The sequence below is a fragment of the Nocardia sp. NPDC051570 genome (assembly GCF_044454005.1).
Lineage (GTDB): Bacteria > Actinomycetota > Actinomycetes > Mycobacteriales > Mycobacteriaceae > Nocardia.
Window position 1 is genome coordinate 205,477 of the sequence record NZ_JBITDI010000002.1, and the last position, 16,829, is coordinate 222,305.

Genomic DNA, 16,829 nt, shown 5'->3' on the forward strand with positions numbered 1-16,829 from the left:
CGCCACCGATCTCAGGCAAGCCTAATCTTCCCGGCGAAGGACCCAGGTTGCACCTTCAACCCGCGCGGTGTACCTCTCGTTGAGAAGTGGTGGTCGACAACGCGGAGGCAATAGCATTGACAAACCAGGGACCTGGAGAGGAATCGTGACCGAACCCCGTTGGCTCGACGACCTCGAGAAGCGCGCCTGGCTCGGCTTCGTGTTCACCCGCGATCTGATCGCCGCCGCGGTGGGACGCGATTCGCTGCGCGCCTCCAATCTGACGTATGTCGAGTACACGGTCCTGTCCCGCCTCGCCGACGCCGCCGAACATCGCCGGAGTTTCGCCGAACTGGCCGCCGTGCTGGAGTGGTCGCAGAGCCGGTTGTCGCATCAGATCACCCGGATGGAGAAGCGCGGACTGGTTGCGCGCGAATCCATTCCGGACGACGCCCGGCGCACCGCGGCGGTGCTGACGGCCAAGGGGGCGGAGGTGCTCGACACCGCGGCCCCCGCACATGTGACCAGTGTTCGTCGTCACATGATCGACGTGCTCGACCGCGATCAGCTCAACGCGCTGGCCGATATCTACGACACGCTGCTGGCCCATCATCGCCAGGACGAGCGGGAAGTGCGACAAGCCTGACGGACAGGTTTGGTTTGAGCCCCATCGAGTATCGGGTAAGACTAGGCTCGACAATGACAAGCGATGGGCAGCCGCGCTCCCCGCACGCACGGGGATGAGCCCCGACCGACCCTCACGAAAGGGGCAGGAGATTCCAATGTCCGACGTGTCCATCGGCCTGTCGCCGGATTCCCGGCCGGCCGGCCCGGTCGACAACCTCCTCCCGGAGCTGGTCGAACACCTGCGTCAAAACCGCACCGAGCTGCGAGAGGAATGGGCGCGTCGCATTACCGACGCCCAACTGCTCACCGCGATGACGCCGGAGGAGATCTTCTCCGAGGCCACCTCGATCTTCGACAACTACGTCGAGGTGCTCGAGACCGGTAGCGTCGAGGCGCTGCAGGCCTACGCGCGTGATCTGTCCGAGCGCATCATTCCCCGAGGCGTCGAGACCGACGAGGTCATCGGCATCGTGTTGTTGCTGCGAGATGTGCTCTCGCGCAGCCTGTTCGAGAAGTACCAGTCCGACTTCGGCCTGCTCAAGCGGGTGCTGGACGCCTACGAGCCGGCGGCCAACCGCATCGCGAACACGGTGAGCATCTCGTTCGTGCAGGAGCGCGAGCGTGTCATCCGCCAGCAGCAGGAGGCCATCCGCGAGCTGTCCACGCCCGTGCTGCAGGTGCGTGAACAGCTGCTGATTCTGCCGATCATCGGCGTGCTGGACTCTCAGCGCGCCCGGCAGCTCACCGAGCAGCTGCTGCGCGCGATCCGAGCCAACCGCGCCAAGGTGGTCGTCGTCGATATCACCGGTGTCCCCCAGATCGACTCCACGGTCGCCAACCACCTCGTGCAGACGGTCGACGCCTCGGGCCTGATGGGCGCGAGCGTCATCATCACCGGATTGTCGTCGGAGATCGCGCTGACCCTGGTCACCATCGGCCTCGATCTGACCAAGATGAACGCGGTCGGCGACCTGCAGGGTGGTATCGAAGAGGCCGAGCGATTGCTCGGCTACGAGGTTTCGCGACTGACCGATCGCGACGGACGCTAAGCCAAGGGTGGGTAAATGCCGGTACCCATTCTGAAGCAGGGCACCTATCTGATCGCCTCGGTGCAATCGGCTCTGACCGATGCCGACACCGAGCGGCTGCAGGACGACCTGATGAAGTTCGTCAGCAAGTACCGCGCGCAGGGAATCATCGTGGACGTCACCGCGATCGATGTCATGGATTCCTTCGCCGCACGCTCGCTGCGTACCATCGCGCACATGACCAAGCTGCGGGGTGCGGAGACGGTCATCGTCGGCCTGCAGCCCGAAGTGGCCTTCGCCATGGTGCAATTGGGCCTCACCTTCGAGGATATGCACACCGCACTGGATCTCGAAGAGGGTCTGGCGTGGCTGAACAAACAGATCCCGGCCCGGCGACAGCAATACGGTCGTGATCGTGACCGCTGACAATGTGGTGATCGCGGTGAAGACGTCCAACGACATCGTGACCGCACGTCAGGCCGGGCGGGAACTCGCGGCGAAGCTCGGGTTCACGCTCACCGATATCACCATGATCTCCACCGCGATCTCCGAAGTGGCCCGCAACATCACCAGTTATGCGGGCACGGGCGAGATCCGGATCACCGTGGAAGAGCGCGAGGGACGGCGTGCGCTGGTCGTGCAGGCTCAAGATCAGGGACCGGGCATTCTCGATATCGCCCGGGCGTTGGAGGACGGCTATTCGACCGGGCGCGGACTCGGTCTGGGATTACCGGGCGCGCGGCGGCTGATGGATCGGCTGCTGATCGAATCGACGCCCGGTCAGGGGACGCTGGTGGAGATGTGGAAGTGGGTGCCGCCCCGTGCATGAGGACGGTCACATCGGGGCGATCGAATGGGCCTTCGCGGGCCGTGCGCTTCCGGGACAACGGGTTTCGGGCGACCGTTCGATCGTGCTCGACGCCGGGGGCGGTTCGGCCCTGTTCGCGGTGCTCGACGGCCTCGGCCACGGCAATGCCGCCGCCGACGCCGCCGACCGTGCGGCACAGGTGCTTTCGGAGAATCGCGCCGAACCGCTGGACGTGCTGATGGTGATGTGTCACCGGGCGATGTCCGATACGCGCGGTGCGGCGGTCTCGCTCGCGCTGTTCGATTCCGCCGATCGGCTGACCTGGCTCGGGGTCGGCAATGTGGATTCGCGCGTGATCGCCGCCGGTCCGGTCCGGCCGACCGTGCGGGCGGCCGCGCTGCTCACCGGCGGCATCGTCGGCTATCTGCTGCCGCCGAATCTGCAGACCCAGACGGTGGTCGTGCGGCCGGGCGATCTGCTGCTGATGTCCACCGACGGCATCGTCAGCGATTTCGTCGACAGCATCGATCTGGCGAAACCGACCGCCGAGATCACCGCGGGCATCCTCACCGAACACGCCAAGGACACCGACGACGCCCTGGTACTGGCGGCGCGACATCGCGGACACAGTCCCGGCGAGGCCCTGATATGAGTTCGGTCCTGGCGGCATTTCGCGAGGCGTATGCGAATGCGCTTCGGCTGCACCTGGATTCGCCGAGTCAGAACACCCTGGCCGAGGGCTACGAACTGGGCCGACGCGCGCTGGTCGAGGGCGTCAGCATTCTCGACCTGACCGAACATCACTTCCGGCTGCTCGACCGCGAGGACATCCTCGACACCGAGGCGGCGCTGGAATTCCTGCTGCAGACCCTCGCCGCGCTCGATGTGGCCACGCGCGGATTCCTCGACAGCACGCGCAGTTACGAGCTGCAGCGGCTGCGCGCGGAGGATCTCGCCGATCGCGACGCGTTCCGCACCGCCCTGGTCGAATCGCTGCAGGACGGCTTCTTCGTCGCCGACGCGCGCGGCACCCTCACCGAGGTCAATTCCGCCTTCGGCGCGCTGACCGGCTATGGGCCCGACGCGGTTCCGTACACGCTGCCGCATCCGTGGACGCTGCCCGAGGACGGGGAGTATCCGGATCTGGGCACCGAGGCCGCCCGGTTCGTGCTGCCGATCCGTCACCGTGACGGGCGGCAGCTGTGGCTGGCGGTGAGCACCTCCTCGGTGGTCAAGCCGGAGAACGAGGAACGGGTCTACGTCGGCACCATTCGCGACGTCACCTCCGAACACGATGCGCAGGCACGCGATCAGGCGGTCTCACGGCTGGCCACCGCGGTGGGCGCGGCGACGAGTGTGGTCGAGGTGCTCTCGGTGGGGCTCGAGGAGCTGCGCCGGGCCATCGGCGCCGAGACCGCGGTGGTGTCGGTATGGCCCAATCGGCAGGGGCCCCCGGATCTGTATGTGTCCGGACCGGTCGCGGGTTCGATGAACGGATCCGGTAGCGCCACGGGCGAATCCGAGGCGGTCTCGCGGCAGGTGCTCGACGCGCGGGCGCGGGCGCTGCTGGATCGAGTGCGCACCCGGCCGGGCCGGGCGGTCTTCGCGATTCCCGAGGGCACGGCCAGTTCCGAAGGCCTGGTGGCCCCGCTCGGCGAGGCCGCGGATGCCGGACTGTGGCTGCGGTTCGCCACCCCGCGCGTCATCAGCGCCGCCGATCGGGCGCTGTTCTCGCTGCTGGTCGGCCATCTCAGCCTGGCCGTGCAGCGGGCCCGCAACTTCGATCAGGCCCGCGCCACCTCGCTGACACTGCAGCGGGCCATGCTCGGCCCGATCGAGCTGCCGCCGCGATTCTCCGTACATTACGAACCGGCGCTGCCGCCGCTCGAGATCGGCGGCGACTGGTACGACGTGGTGCGGTTACGCGACGGAACCATCGGCATCGTGGTCGGCGACTGCGTGGGGCGAGGCCTGTCCGCGGCGGTGGTGATGGGCCAGTTGCGCACGGCCGCACGGGCTCTGCTGCTGCGCGGCGCGGGCCCGGCCCAGCTGCTGGCCGAACTGGACACCGTCGCCGCGCGCATTCCCGGCGCGATGTGCACGACCGTCTGCGCGGCCGTGCTCGATCCGGCGCGCGGCACCCTGCGCTATTCCAGTGCCGGACATATGCCGCCCGTACTGTCCGAGCCGGACACCAAGGGACAACTCCTCGAGGGTGGCCGCGCGGTGCCGCTGGCGACCTTCGATCCCCCGAGCCGCCCTGAGGCGACCACCGTACTCGCGCCCGGATCGACCCTGGTGCTGTTCACCGACGGACTGGTGGAACAGCGCGGCATCGATATCGATATACGCTTCGACGAGCTCGCCGACGAATTGTCCGGCGCCGCACCGTATCTTCCGCGCGAGGTGGCCGACGCGGTGCTGTCGCGGCTGCGTCCGGTGGGCGGCTACGACGACGACGTCGCGATGGTGGTGTACCGCCAGCCGCCGCGACCCCTGCACGTGGACGTCCAGGCCGAACCCCCCTGCCTGGCCGGGGTGCGCCGCGCGCTCACCACCTGGCTCGCCGCCGCGGCGGTTCCGCACGAACTGGCCGCCGATCTGGTCGCCGCCGCCAACGAGGCGTGTAGCAACAGCGTCGAACACGCCTATCGGAACGGCTCTTCCGGCCGCGTGGCCCTCACCGCCGAATGCACGATGGATCGCGTCGTGATCGAGGTCTCCGACACCGGCGCGTGGCGCCCGCAACCCGAGGATCCGGGTCACCGCGGCCGCGGCATCGCGATGATGCGCGCGCTCAGCGACGAACTCACCATCGATCATCTCGGCGTCGGCACCCGGGTGCGCATGATCGCCCAGCTGCCCGCGGTCTCGGTGACCCCGGCGGGCCGGGTCTGAACCGCTACGCTCGCAGAGGTTGATTCGCGAGTTTTGTGAGGAGCGCCCGTGCAGTCACCGGCCGACTGGTCCCCGGACGATATCGATCCGAACATCCCCAGTGCCGCACGCATGTACGACTATGTGCTGGGCGGGTTCAACAACTTCCAGGTCGATCGCGATCTGGCCGACTGGGTGGCGCAGACCATGCCCGAGGTGGCCCAGGGCGCCCGGGACAATCGGGCGTTCCTGCGGCGGCTGATCGAATACCTCGTCCTCGACGCCGGTATCGATCAGTTCCTCGATCTCGGATCGGGCATTCCGACCGCGGGCAATGTGCACGAGATCGCCCAGCGGCTGCGGCCCGGCGCGCGGGTGGCCTATGTCGACATCGATCCGGTGGCGGTGAGCGTGGCCCGCCGATTGCTCAGCGACAACCACGATGTCACGGCCGTGCGCGGCGATATCACCGATATCGAACCGGTCCTGGCCGATCCCGAAATCCTCGGGCTGCTGGACTTCTCGCGGCCGGTGGCCGTCCTGCTGGTCTCGGTCCTGCATTTCGTGCCGGAGCAGGCCAGCCCGCGCGAGGTGCTGACGCGGGTACGACATTCCCTGGCGCCGGGCAGTTATCTTGCCATCTCACACTTTTCGGACATACAGCGTGACAATGCCGACCGCATCGCCGCCATGTCCGAGCGCACGGCCAACAAGTCCACGCCGCGCTCGCGGGCCCAGATCGAGGCGCTGTTCGAGGGTTTCGCGTTCGTCGAGCCCGGACTGGTGGATGTCTGCGATTGGCGGCCAGAGGATCCCGAGGAGCCGGCCAGAGGTTCGGGTTGGTACGGCGGATTGGGCGGGCTCGCAGGCGAGCCACGATGACGGTTCGGTGCGAATCCGCCATCAATCCGGGCCACGATGCAGCGCGCGGCGCGGGTTCATGGCAGATTGGTTCGATGTGACCAATACATCCGGAGACGCGTATCCCCTCGCCGACACGATGACCACCTCGGTCGCGGTGCACGACGAAGCGACGGTGCTCACCGTGGCCGGTGAGGTCGACCTGGCGACTGCCCCCGCACTCGAGAACGCCATCGAGGCGACGCTGGGCGGTAAACCCGCCGCCCTGATCATCGATCTGTCGCAGGTGACCTTCCTGGCCTCGGCGGGTATGGCCGCCCTCGTCGCCGCGCATCAGCGGGCCGGGGAGTCGACCCGGATCGCGGTGGTCGCCGACGGCCCGGCTACCGGCCGTCAGCTCAAGATGACCAACCTCGATCAGGTCTTCGCCCTGTACCCGACCCTGGACCTGGCGCTGGAATCCCTGCGCTAGACCAGTTCCCGCAACTGCTCGACGAGTTTGACTCGTTCGGCCGGGGTGGCGGCCAACGGCACCACGTTGAGAACTGTCACCCCGGCCGCACGGAAGGCCGCCACCCGTTCGGCGACGAATCCGGCCGGGCCGATCAGCGAGATATCGCGGACCAGCTCGTCGGGGACCGCCTTGGCGGCCTCCTCTTTCTTGCCCGCCAGATACAGCTCCTGGATGCGATCGGCCTGGGCACCGTAGCCGTATTTGGTGGCCAGGGCGTGATAGAAGTTCTTGCCCTTGGCGCCCATACCGCCGATGTAGAGGGCCAGATGCGGTTTGACGAATTCGAGCAGCGGCTCGACATCCTCGCCGATCGCCAGCGCCGGACCGGCGTACACCTCGAGTTCGCCGAGGGCCGGATCGCGCTTGGCCTTACCCGCGGCCAGCGATTCGCCCCAGACGTCGTTCGCCTTCTCGGGCAGGAAGAAGATCGGCTGCCAGCCCTCGGCGACCTCGGCGGCCAGCTCCACGTTCTTCGGCCCCAGCGCGGCCAGCAGCACCGGAATGCGTTCGCGCACCGGGTGATTGATGAGCTTGAGCGCCTTGCCCAGGCCGGTGCCCCGTTCGGCCGGCAGCGGCAGCTGGTAGTACTTGCCCTGGTATTCCAGGCGTTCGCGCCGCCACACCTTGCGGCAGATCTCGAGGATCTCGCGGGTGCGGCCGATCGGCGCGTCATAGGGCACACCGTGGAAGCCCTCGATCACCTGCGGACCCGACGCGCCCAGACCGAGGATATAGCGGCCGTCGGAGACGTAGTCCAGGCCCGCCGCGGTCATCGCGGTCAGGGTGGGTGTGCGGGTGTAGAGCTGGAGGATGCCCGAGGCCAGCTCGACGCGTTCGGTTTTGGCGGCCAGATAGCCCAGGGCGCTCACCGCGTCGAACGAATAGGCCTCGGGCACGAAGACGATATCCAGCCCGGCACGTTCCAAATCGGCGACCTCAGCAGCCACCTCTTTGAATCCACCGGCATAGTTGATGCCTAATCCGATACGCATATACCGAACCTAACTCACACTCTCACGTTCGTCCGTGTTCGGTAGGTCGAACTGAATACCCCGAACGCCCGGCGACTCACGCGAGTGTTCGCGGCCGTCTCGCCGTTCAGCGGTCGAAGCGCATGCGCGAAGCGCGAGTCTCGATCGCTGAACGGCGAGACTCGGGGCCGCGAACACCGCCGGAGCGAAGCGCAGGCCGATGTCACAGCGCATGCGCGAAGCGCGAGTCTCGAGCGCTGAACGGCGAGACTCAGGGCCGCGAACACCGCCGGAGCGAAGCGGAGGCAATCAAACACAGTACGGTTGTCGGCGGACTGTATTCCGAATCATCCCCCGGGAGGCCCCACCTCATGTCCGCCGACACCGCGTCGACCACCACCTTCTCGAGCTCGACGATCGGCCGGTATCTCGACGATCTCGCCGCGAAGATCCCCGCGCCCGGCGGCGGTGCGGTCGCGGCGCTGCATGCGGCCCAGGGCGCCGCGCTGGTGGCGATGGTCGCCCGCTACACCACCCGCGCCAAGGATGCCGACAACCGCCCGGTGATCGATCGCATCATCGCCGCCGCCGATACCGCCCGCGAACGTGCCCTCGCCCTGGCCGATGCCGACGCGGCCGCGTTCACCGCGGTCGGCGCGGCCTACAAGCTGCCCAAGGACACCGACGACGAGCGCGCCGCCCGCGCGGACGCCATCGCCGAGGCATTGCTGCGGGCCGCCCGCGTCCCCGCCTCCGTCGTCGCCGAGGCCGACGAAATCCTCTCCCTGGCAACGGATCTGCTGCCCATCGGCAATCCGAACGTGGTCACCGATATCGGCGCCGCCGCCGACGCCGCCCGTTCCGCGGCCGCCAGCTCACAACTCAACATCGCGATCAACGTGGCCTCGCTCGCCGACCACCACGCCTCGGAGTTCGAGCCGGTGCTGCGGCGGATCGAGGAGATCCTCGCCCGCGCCGACGCATTGCACAACGACGTGGTCACCGCGATCGCGAGCTGACCCAGGACGTCACTCCGATCAGGAGTCGTGGCGGCGCAGCCAGTCCAGGACGACCTCGCGGCCGGTCTGGGCGCCGAGGTTGAGCACGCCGTCGTAGCCGTGGTCGTAGAACGGGAGTTCCACGTAGCGGTTCGGGATGCCCGCGGCGCTGAGCTTATCGGCGAAAGCGTTTGTGCGGGAGGCGAAGACGAGGTGGTCGGCCTTGCCCTGCAGCAATAGCGTCGGCGGGGAGTTCGGGCCGATCTGGGGTGCGGAGTCGGCGTAGGCGTAGCGCTCGGGGAATTGGGAGGCGGGGCCGCCGAGGTATTCGCGGCCGACCCGATGGCCCTCGGCGGAATCGCGTTCGGAGCCGGTCAGATCCACCGCCGGATAGTCGGCCATCACCGCCCGCACCCGCGGCAGTTCTGCGGGCGTGCCGCAGCTGGGACGCAGGGTGCCGTTGGCGATCTTGTAGGCCACATTGATCGCGAGATTGCCGCCCGCCGAATCACCGAAGGTGGCCAGCCGGTTCATATCCCAGTGGTATTCCTGCGCATGCGCGGTGACCCAGGTCAGCGCGCAGCCCACATCGGCATCCTCGGTATCCCAGCGCAGGTGCGCGGAGCTGGACAGGCGGTAGTCGACATCGATGAACGCGTAGCCGCGGTCGGCCAGCCAGCTGTTGTACGGGGTCGGTCCGCGGGTGCCGCCGGTGAAGCCGCCGCCGTGGATGCGCACGACCACCGGCACCGGACCCGAAACATGGTCGGGCAGATACAGATCCGCGTGCACCTGCTCACCGTCGAGGGTCGCGTAGGTGATGGTCTTGTCCGGGCCGTGCCCGTCGACGATCATCGGCAGCGGCGGACCGAACAGGAGCCATCGGCCCGATTCGTGATGCGCCGCCAGCGCCAGCCCGATCGAGGTGACCAGCGTGCACACCAGACCGAGCGCGGTCACCGCACCCACGGTCACCGCCGGGCGAGTTCGCTTGCCGCGCAACGCGATCGCCGCGAACACCACCGCGACGACGGCCACGATCACCGTCCACGATCCCCAGACGTCACGCAACCAGTCCAGGGCCATGATCGAGGTCTGCAGCAGCGACACGCCCAGCAGCGGCCGCGTCCACGACACGGGAATCACCGCGAACACCTGCGCCAGCACCAGCACGATGCCCAGGGCTCCGGCCACGACGAGCAGCACGGCCCGTCCGGGCGAGAACCGCCTCGCCGCCGACGGCGATTCGGATTCGGTCCGAACGGTCACACTCAGCCTCCATCGCCTCGCCCATCCACAACCCCTGGTCCGATGCTACGGGCGCACCGGCGGTGAACTGCGGTGACACCGCACACCCCACGCCGGATACGTCCGATTGACCCGCTCCGGAGCGGGTACAGCTATAGCAGATACCTCATTGCTATAACCGACGCGACATGCGACATTTTGGTCACGAAGCCGCCACTGTTCGGGCGACGGCGTGATCATGAACCGAGAATGGAAGTTTGAAAACCACACCACTCGAAGGGGTGGAAGCCATGCGGAACATGATTCGGCATGTGTTCCTGGCGCTCGTGATCGCGGCCTTGGCGGCGCTCACGTCCGGCACAGCAGCCGCGCTCACCGTCTCACCACAGCTCGACTATCCGGTGGCATCGATATCCCCGGCCAATGGCGCCCTCGTCGGCGTCGCTCATCCGGTGACGATCCGATTCGCCACACCCGTCCTCGACAAGGCCGGGGCCGAACGCTCGGTCACCGTCGCCACGCCCGGCGGCTCGTTCTCCTGGAACGGCGACCGGGAGCTGCGGTGGCATCCGAACGGATATCTGCCCGCCGACGCGAACCTGACGGTCGCCGCCGGCGGCGTGCGCTCGGATTTCCGCACCGACTCCGGCACCACCGCCGATGCGGACATGTCCGCGCACACCTTCACCGTCTACGTCCCGGGCGCCCCGCCGCGCGTGATGCCCGCATCGATGGGCAAGCCCGGGCGCGAGACGCCGGTCGGCACGTTCCCGGTCATGGAGAAGGACCGCACGATCATCTTCGATTCCCGCACGATCGGCATACCGCTCAGCTCACCCGAGGGCTACTACCTGCAGGGTGAGTTCGCCGAGCGGCTCACCACGGGCGGGGTCTTCGTGCATTCGGCGCCGTGGTCGGTCGACGACCAGGGACATCAGAACGTCAGCCACGGCTGCATCAATCTGGCCCCCGACGACGCCGAGTGGTACTACAACGTCGTGCGGATCGGCGATCCGGTGACCACCCACTGGTGAGTCAGGCGCGGGCCGCCTCGGCGGCCTGCACCACGTGTCGCATCAACAGCGCGGTCGTGACGGGACCGATCCCACCGGGAACCGGGCTCAGCGCGGCCGCGCGGCCCCGCACCGATGCCGCGTCGACATCGCCGACGATGCCGCCGTCGGGCCCCTCGTTGGTGCCCACATCGAAGACGACCGCGCCCTCGCGCACATGCGCCTCGGTGATCAGGCCCGCGCGCCCGACGGCCGCGACCACGATATCCGCGGCCGAGGTGACCGCGGGCAGATCGGTGGTGCGCGAATGGCACACCGTCACCGTGGCATTCTCGGCCAGCAACAGCTGGGCCAGCGGCTTGCCGACCACGTTCGAGCGGCCCACGACCGCGACATGCCGTCCCGCCAACGGGATTTCGTAGAACTTGGCCAATTCCACGACCGCCTGCGAGGTGGCGGGCGGGAAGCCGGGCAGTCCGGCCGCCAGCAGGCCCAGCGAATGCGGGCTCACACCGTCGACATCCTTGGCCGCGACGATGGCCGGGCTGACATCGGCCAGTCCGATGCCCTTCGGCAGTGGCGTCTGCAGCATGACCGCGTCCACCGCCGGATCGCCCGAGAGCCGTTCCAGTTCGGCGCGAATCGCCGCCGCGGTCGCGGTGGCACCGAGATCGACTGTGTCGCACGCGATTCCGAGCCGCTCGGCGGCGCGCTGCAGCGACTTCACATACCATCCGCTGGCCGGATCGTCGTTCGCCACCACCAGCACCAGCCGGGGCGCGGTCCCGGCCTCGGTCAGCGCGGCGGCGCGCGTGCGGGTCTCGGCGTTGAGGTCGGCGGCGAGCTGTTTGCCGGTCAGCGAAGTCGTGTCCACGACATCACACCCTATCGGGCGCGCTCGCGGCCGTGACGTCCGGAGCGGGCAACCTGCTACCGATCCGCTACCGCACCGGCGCACGAATCCGCCAGCGCCAAATCCCGGGTTGATACGCCGGCGGGTCGTATCGTGGTCTTGATCGTCCTCGAGCCAATTACCAGCAACACGTGCAGAACCCGGACTCCGGGGAAAGGTGTCGACTGCTGTGAGAATCGCAAGGCGTCTGAAGTATCTGCTCGCGGCCTGCGCCGCCGCGTTCGCCATCATCGGCCCGCTCGCGCCGGCCGCGACCGCCGATCCCCTCGTCCCCCTGTACAACGCCGCCCAGGCCAGCTTCCTCGATGGCAACGACTCCGCGGGCCTGGCCGCCCTGGCCGAACTGCTCGTGCAGAACCCCATCGATGCGCAGGCGCTGTCGCTGCAGGCCATCTGGTCCGATTACGTCGGCGATGTGCTCACCCGCGAGGTGGCGCTGACCCGGCTCGGCGCGATCGACGCGAATATGGCCGCGGGTACGCGAAACGTGATCGGCGCCATCGGCGCCGCCATGGGCACCCTGCCCAATCCGCTGCCCGCGCTGATCGGTCCGCATACCGGGATCGTGGTACTCGGATACGGCCTGCTGCCCGACGGCAGCATGCGCCCGGAGCTGGTGAACCGGCTGATCGCCGCGTGGGTGCAGGCCATCGCCGCGCCCTGGTCGCCGGTCGTGGTCACCGGCGGCAACCCGCAGAACGGCGTGTCCGAAGGGGCCGCGATGGCGGGCTGGCTGACCTCGCACGGCATTCCCGCCACGCGCGTACTGATCGAGGACCGCGCCGGATCGACCGTGCAGAACGCACTGTTCGGCACCGCCCGGCTGCGCGATGCGGGCGCCGACAGCGCGGTCGTGGTGACCTCGCCCAATCACATCCGCCGGGCGGTCGGCGATTTCGTCGTCGCCGGGACCCGGGTGGTGGGCGCGATGACCTCGCTCGATCAGTTGGTCTCGCAGCTGCCGCCGCCGAATCGGGTGGCCCAGCGCAGCATCTACCTCGACGCGACACGGACGTTCCTGCTCCCGCCCGCTCGGTAAACCATGCCGGGATCGGCGCCGGATGCGGGCACAATGAGCCGGTGATCGTCCCCGACATCGACTCGCTGGTGGTGCGGCTGCGCCGCGCCGGATGCGTCTTCGCCGAGGAGGAGGCCGCGCTGCTGATGGCGGCGGCCTCCTCCCCCGGCGAGCTGGAAACACTGGTGGCACAACGGATTTCCGGCGTGCCGCTGGAGCATCTGCTGGGGTGGGCGGAGTTTCGCGGGCTGCGGGTCGCGGTCGCGGCGGGGGTGTTCGTGCCGCGGCGACGGACCGAATACCTCGTCGCGCAGGCGGTCGCGCGCGGCGGCGCGGACGCGGTCGTCCTCGATATGTGTTGCGGCTCCGGGGCTCTGGGCCTGGCGGTGGCGACCGAGCTGAGCGCCGCGGGGATCGCGGTGGAGTTGGTCGCGAGCGATATCGAACCGGCCGCGACCGCCTGCGCACGCCGCAATCTCGCACCGCTGGCGGCCCGCGTGGTCCAAGGCGATCTGTTCGCCCCGCTCCCGGCCGATCTCGCGGGACGGGTCACCTTGCTGCTGGCCAATACGCCCTATGTGCCGAGCGGGATGGTCGAGCAGATGCCGCCGGAGGCCCGCGAGCACGAGCCCCGGTCCGCCCTCGACGGCGGGCCCGACGGGCTCGACATCGCGCGCCGCGTGGCCGCCGACGCCCCGCACTGGCTCGCCCCCGGCGGTCACCTGTTCATCGAGACCGGCCACTCCCAGGCCGCCACCGCCGCGGAGATCTTCACCGACACCGGACTGACCCCGACCATCGCCGAATCCGAGGAGTACTACGCCACCGTGGTGATCGGCACGCGATGAATCAGCCCTTGCGCCCGGTGAATTCGTCCATCGAGTGGTAGACGCCCACGGCGTTGAGGTACAGATCGCGGAGCTTCAGCGGCAGCAGCCCGGAGATGGCCCGGTTGAGCCGGGAGGTCCACGGCATCACCACCAGGGCCGCACCCTTCTTCATCTCCGACCAGGCGGTGTCGACGGCCTCGTCCTGTTCGATGATCGGGGTGAACAGAAAACCCTTGGCGCCGTCGAACATTCCGGTGTTGATGTAGGTCGGGCAGAACGTGGTGACCTTCACATGCCCGTTACCGGACTGCTCGAGCTCCAGCCGCACCGAATCCGACCAGCCCAGCGCGGCCCATTTGGACGCGGCGTAGACGCTCATCCGTGGATTGGACACCAGCGCTGCCGAGGACGCGATGGTGAGCACGCGCGCGGGGGTGCGCCGGGACACCATCGCGGGCAGGAACTCCAGCGTAATGTACATGGGCGCAAGGGAATTGATCGCGACCGTCTTATCGATATCGGCGGGATCCGCGGTCTCCCAGAAGTATCCGTTGCCGCGCACGATGCCCGCATTGTTGATCAGCACATCGACATCGCCCACCTCGGACCGCACCGCGGCGGCCGTTGCGGCGATCGCCTCCCGATCCGAGACATCGACGACGTAGGGGTGAATCCCGCTGCGGCCCACCGCCTCCAGCTCGGCCGCGGTCCGCTTCAACGCCTTCTCGTTGACGTCCCACAGCACCACCGCGGCCGCATCCTCGCGCACCGCGCGTTCGGCGAACGCACGACCCAACCCCATCGCGGCACCGGTGATCAACACCGTCCTACCGGCCACCGTGTCCATACCCGCATCCTCTCCACACCGCCATTAGATTAACACCGGTGTTAGCCTAATAACGGCAGTCCATGTTCTGTCAAGACATCCACGAGGAGCTAAAGATGCCGGGGGATGCGGTGCTCGTCTCGGACAGCAGCGCGCCGCGCCGGGGACGCCCGCCACAGACGCCCGAACAGGCCGATGAGGTGCGCGCCCGGATCGTGCTGGCCGCGGCCGAGGTGTTCACCGAGCTCGGCTCGCGCGGGCTGAGCGTGGCCCGCATCCTCGAGCGCGCCGGAATCTCGCGGCCGACCTACTACCGCTACTTCGGCAATGCCGAACAGCCGCTGCACGCGCTGCTCACCGCGTCGAACGAGAGGCTGGTCGGCGGAATCCGTGCGGCCCTGGACACTTCGGATGAACCGGTGTGGCTGGGGATCGGCATCATCGACGCCTATCTCGACTGGGCGCGCGGCCACGGGCCGATGTTGCGACCGGTCTTCGCCGAACTGCATGATCCGGCCTCGCCCGTATCCTCCTATCGGGAGGCGGCGTTCGACGATATCCGGGCCCTGGTACGCACGAAGTTCGCCGCGCTCGGGCGCCCGGCGCCCGCGCCGCTGGATCTCGACACCGCGCTGCAGGCCTGCGAATTCGTCGTCTACCGGATATCGACGACCGATCCGGATCCCGGCGAGTTGGCGGCCGCGCGGCTGACCATGATCCGCAGCGTGCTGGTCACCCTCGGCCGCCGCGAGGATGTCGAATTCGCGCTGACGCTCCCCGGAATCTTCGACAGCGCGGGCTAACTCGCGCTGTGCGCGGCCGCCCGGCGCGCGACCGAGGTGAAGCGCAGGGCGCGGTCGGCGATCCGGCGGTACCGGAAGGCGGGCAGATCGCGCAGATAGTTCATATGCAGCCGCCACGGCGTGCGATCACCGGCGGCCGGGAAGCGGTCGGCGGCGCGCAGCACGTATCCGGCGCTGAAGTTCGGCAGGAACGCCGTGGTGCCGACCGATTCGTCGCGGACCGGGGTGACCGCGGCGTATCCGCGGGCATCCATATGCCGCAGCAGCCGAACGATGTACTCGCACACCAGATCCGCCTTCAGCGTCCAGGAGGCGTTGGTGTAGCCGATGATGTAGGCGAAGTTCGGGACGCCCGAGAGCATCATCGCCCGATAGGCCATGGCCTTCGGCACATCCACCGGCGCACCGTCGACCGCCAGCTCGATGCCGCCGAAGATGAGCAGATCCAAACCCGTCGCGGTGACGATGATATCGGCGGGCAGCTCGGCCCCCGAACTCAGCCGCAGCCCCGTGGCGGTGAAGGCGTCGATATCGTCGGTGACCATCTCCAGCGCGCCCTTGCGGATGGCGCGGAACAGATCGCCATTGGGCACCAGGCACATTCGCTGATCCCATGGGTTGTAGCGCGGGGCGAAATGGGTGTCGATGTCATAGCCCTCGGGCAGCCAGTGCTGTTGCAGGCCACGGATCCACGCCCGCATCCGCTCCGGACGCCGTTGGCACAGTTGATAGATCGCGGTGCTGTAGGCGATGTTCTTGGCGCGGGCCAGCGTATAGGCGGCGCGGGAGGGCAGCATTCGCCGGAGCCGATCGGCGACCGCGTCGCGGGCGGGTACCGACAGCACATAGGACGGCGACCGCTGCACCATCGTCACGTGTGCGCCCAGCGCGGTGAGCGCGGGGCCGAGGGTGACCGCGGTCGCGCCGGAGCCGATGATCACGATCCGCTTGCCCTCGACCGCCAGTTCCCGTGGCCAGTGCTGCGGGTGCACGATCGTGCCCTCGAATCGGTCGCGGCCCACGAAGTCCGGGGTGTAGCCCTGGTCGTAGCGGTAGTAGCCCGAGCAGCAGAACAGGAAGTTCGCGGTCAGGGTGACGGTGTCGCCGGTGTCGGCGCGCCGGGCCGTGACGGTCCAGCGCTGCTCGTCGGAGGACCATTCGGCCCGCCTGGCCCGATGCCCGAACCGGATATGCCGATCGATCCCGGCCTCGGCCGCGGTCTCGCGCACATAGTCCAGGATCGACGGGCCGTCGGCGATCGCCTTATCCCCCAGCCACGGCCGGAACCGGTAGCCGAGGGTGAACATATCCGAATCGGAGCGAATCCCCGGATACCGGAACAGATCCCACGTCCCGCCGATGGCCGCGCGAGCCTCGAGGATCGCGTAGGTCCGGGCCGGGAACGCGCGCTGCAGATGATGGGCGGCCCCGATGCCGGACAAGCCGGCTCCGATGATGAGCACATCGAGATGTTCCACCGCACTGGTCATATCCCGAATCCTCGATCTCTCGCGT

The 16,829-nt window shown here is 68.3% G+C and carries 18 protein-coding genes; 13 read left to right on the forward strand and 5 right to left on the reverse strand.

Annotated features, from left to right (window positions below; genetic code table 11):
* Positions 1 to 145: 145 nt before the first annotated feature.
* The 8 genes from ACIA76_RS04570 (at position 146) to ACIA76_RS04605 (ending at position 6,652) form a co-directional block, all read left to right on the forward strand.
* On the forward strand, positions 146 to 625 hold the full coding sequence (locus tag ACIA76_RS04570) for a MarR family winged helix-turn-helix transcriptional regulator (protein WP_397148423.1): 480 nt from the start codon (positions 146 to 148) through the stop codon (positions 623 to 625).
* Between the two features lie 136 nt (positions 626 to 761).
* Positions 762 to 1,655, forward strand: coding sequence for an STAS domain-containing protein (locus ACIA76_RS04575; RefSeq protein WP_397148425.1), 894 nt, complete (start codon positions 762 to 764; stop codon positions 1,653 to 1,655).
* Positions 1,656 to 1,670: 15 nt separating this feature from the next.
* Positions 1,671 to 2,060, forward strand: coding sequence for an STAS domain-containing protein (locus ACIA76_RS04580; protein ID WP_397148427.1), 390 nt, complete (start codon positions 1,671 to 1,673; stop codon positions 2,058 to 2,060).
* Positions 2,050 to 2,463, forward strand: a complete 414-nt coding sequence (locus ACIA76_RS04585) for an ATP-binding protein (RefSeq protein WP_397148429.1) — start codon at positions 2,050 to 2,052, stop codon at positions 2,461 to 2,463. Before ACIA76_RS04580 ends, ACIA76_RS04585 begins: the two co-directional genes overlap by 11 nt.
* Positions 2,456 to 3,094 (forward strand): SpoIIE family protein phosphatase, encoded by a 639-nt coding sequence (locus ACIA76_RS04590; RefSeq protein ID WP_397148431.1) that lies wholly within the window; start codon positions 2,456 to 2,458, stop codon positions 3,092 to 3,094. Before ACIA76_RS04585 ends, ACIA76_RS04590 begins: the two co-directional genes overlap by 8 nt.
* Positions 3,091 to 5,340: a SpoIIE family protein phosphatase gene (locus ACIA76_RS04595; protein WP_397148433.1), complete on the forward strand. Its 2,250-nt coding sequence runs from the start codon at positions 3,091 to 3,093 to the stop codon at positions 5,338 to 5,340. Before ACIA76_RS04590 ends, ACIA76_RS04595 begins: the two co-directional genes overlap by 4 nt.
* Before the next feature lie 48 nt (positions 5,341 to 5,388).
* Positions 5,389 to 6,201: an SAM-dependent methyltransferase gene (locus tag ACIA76_RS04600; RefSeq protein ID WP_397148435.1), complete on the forward strand. Its 813-nt coding sequence runs from the start codon at positions 5,389 to 5,391 to the stop codon at positions 6,199 to 6,201.
* Positions 6,202 to 6,319: 118 nt separating this feature from the next.
* Entirely contained in the window at positions 6,320 to 6,652 is a 333-nt protein-coding gene (locus ACIA76_RS04605; protein WP_397149390.1) for an STAS domain-containing protein, read from the forward strand.
* On the opposite strand, the gene ACIA76_RS04610 is transcribed toward ACIA76_RS04605, so the two are convergent.
* Positions 6,649 to 7,686, reverse strand: a complete 1,038-nt coding sequence (locus ACIA76_RS04610) for an LLM class F420-dependent oxidoreductase (protein WP_397148437.1) — start codon at positions 7,684 to 7,686, stop codon at positions 6,649 to 6,651. The two genes, ACIA76_RS04605 and ACIA76_RS04610, sit on opposite strands and share 4 nt — an antisense overlap.
* A 350-nt stretch (positions 7,687 to 8,036) precedes the next feature.
* On the opposite strand from ACIA76_RS04610, the gene ACIA76_RS04615 reads away from it, so the two are divergent.
* Complete coding sequence (locus tag ACIA76_RS04615) at positions 8,037 to 8,684, forward strand: cyclodeaminase/cyclohydrolase family protein (RefSeq protein WP_397148439.1); 648 nt, start codon at positions 8,037 to 8,039, stop codon at positions 8,682 to 8,684.
* A gap of 18 nt (positions 8,685 to 8,702) precedes the next feature.
* Here the strand turns inward: ACIA76_RS04615 and ACIA76_RS04620 are convergent, their stop codons facing one another.
* Entirely contained in the window at positions 8,703 to 9,932 is a 1,230-nt protein-coding gene (locus tag ACIA76_RS04620) for an alpha/beta hydrolase fold domain-containing protein (RefSeq protein WP_397148441.1), read from the reverse strand.
* Positions 9,933 to 10,201: 269 nt separating this feature from the next.
* On the opposite strand from ACIA76_RS04620, the gene ACIA76_RS04625 reads away from it, so the two are divergent.
* Positions 10,202 to 10,945, forward strand: a complete 744-nt coding sequence (locus ACIA76_RS04625; RefSeq protein ID WP_397148443.1) for a L,D-transpeptidase family protein — start codon at positions 10,202 to 10,204, stop codon at positions 10,943 to 10,945.
* A 1-nt stretch (position 10,946) separates the two neighbouring features.
* Here ACIA76_RS04625 and ACIA76_RS04630 read toward each other — a convergent pair whose 3' ends face one another.
* Positions 10,947 to 11,798 (reverse strand): bifunctional 5,10-methylenetetrahydrofolate dehydrogenase/5,10-methenyltetrahydrofolate cyclohydrolase, encoded by an 852-nt coding sequence (locus ACIA76_RS04630; protein WP_397148445.1) that lies wholly within the window; start codon positions 11,796 to 11,798, stop codon positions 10,947 to 10,949.
* A gap of 208 nt (positions 11,799 to 12,006) precedes the next feature.
* Between ACIA76_RS04630 and ACIA76_RS04635 the strand changes: the two genes are divergently transcribed.
* Together ACIA76_RS04635 and ACIA76_RS04640 are read left to right on the forward strand one after the other, a co-directional pair.
* Entirely contained in the window at positions 12,007 to 12,876 is an 870-nt protein-coding gene (locus tag ACIA76_RS04635) for a YdcF family protein (protein WP_397148447.1), read from the forward strand.
* 41 nt (positions 12,877 to 12,917) lie between these two features.
* Entirely contained in the window at positions 12,918 to 13,703 is a 786-nt protein-coding gene (locus ACIA76_RS04640) for a putative protein N(5)-glutamine methyltransferase (protein ID WP_397148449.1), read from the forward strand.
* A 1-nt stretch (position 13,704) separates the two neighbouring features.
* Here the strand turns inward: ACIA76_RS04640 and ACIA76_RS04645 are convergent, their stop codons facing one another.
* Positions 13,705 to 14,532: an SDR family NAD(P)-dependent oxidoreductase gene (locus ACIA76_RS04645; RefSeq protein WP_397148451.1), complete on the reverse strand. Its 828-nt coding sequence runs from the start codon at positions 14,530 to 14,532 to the stop codon at positions 13,705 to 13,707.
* Positions 14,533 to 14,627: 95 nt separating this feature from the next.
* On the opposite strand from ACIA76_RS04645, the gene ACIA76_RS04650 reads away from it, so the two are divergent.
* Entirely contained in the window at positions 14,628 to 15,314 is a 687-nt protein-coding gene (locus tag ACIA76_RS04650; RefSeq protein WP_397148453.1) for a TetR/AcrR family transcriptional regulator, read from the forward strand.
* Here ACIA76_RS04650 and ACIA76_RS04655 read toward each other — a convergent pair.
* The gene (locus ACIA76_RS04655; RefSeq protein ID WP_397148455.1) at positions 15,311 to 16,804 is read right to left on the reverse strand and encodes a flavin-containing monooxygenase; all 1,494 of its coding nucleotides are present in this window, start codon (positions 16,802 to 16,804) and stop codon (positions 15,311 to 15,313) included. The genes ACIA76_RS04650 and ACIA76_RS04655 overlap by 4 nt on opposite strands.
* Positions 16,805 to 16,829: the final 25 nt, after the last annotated feature.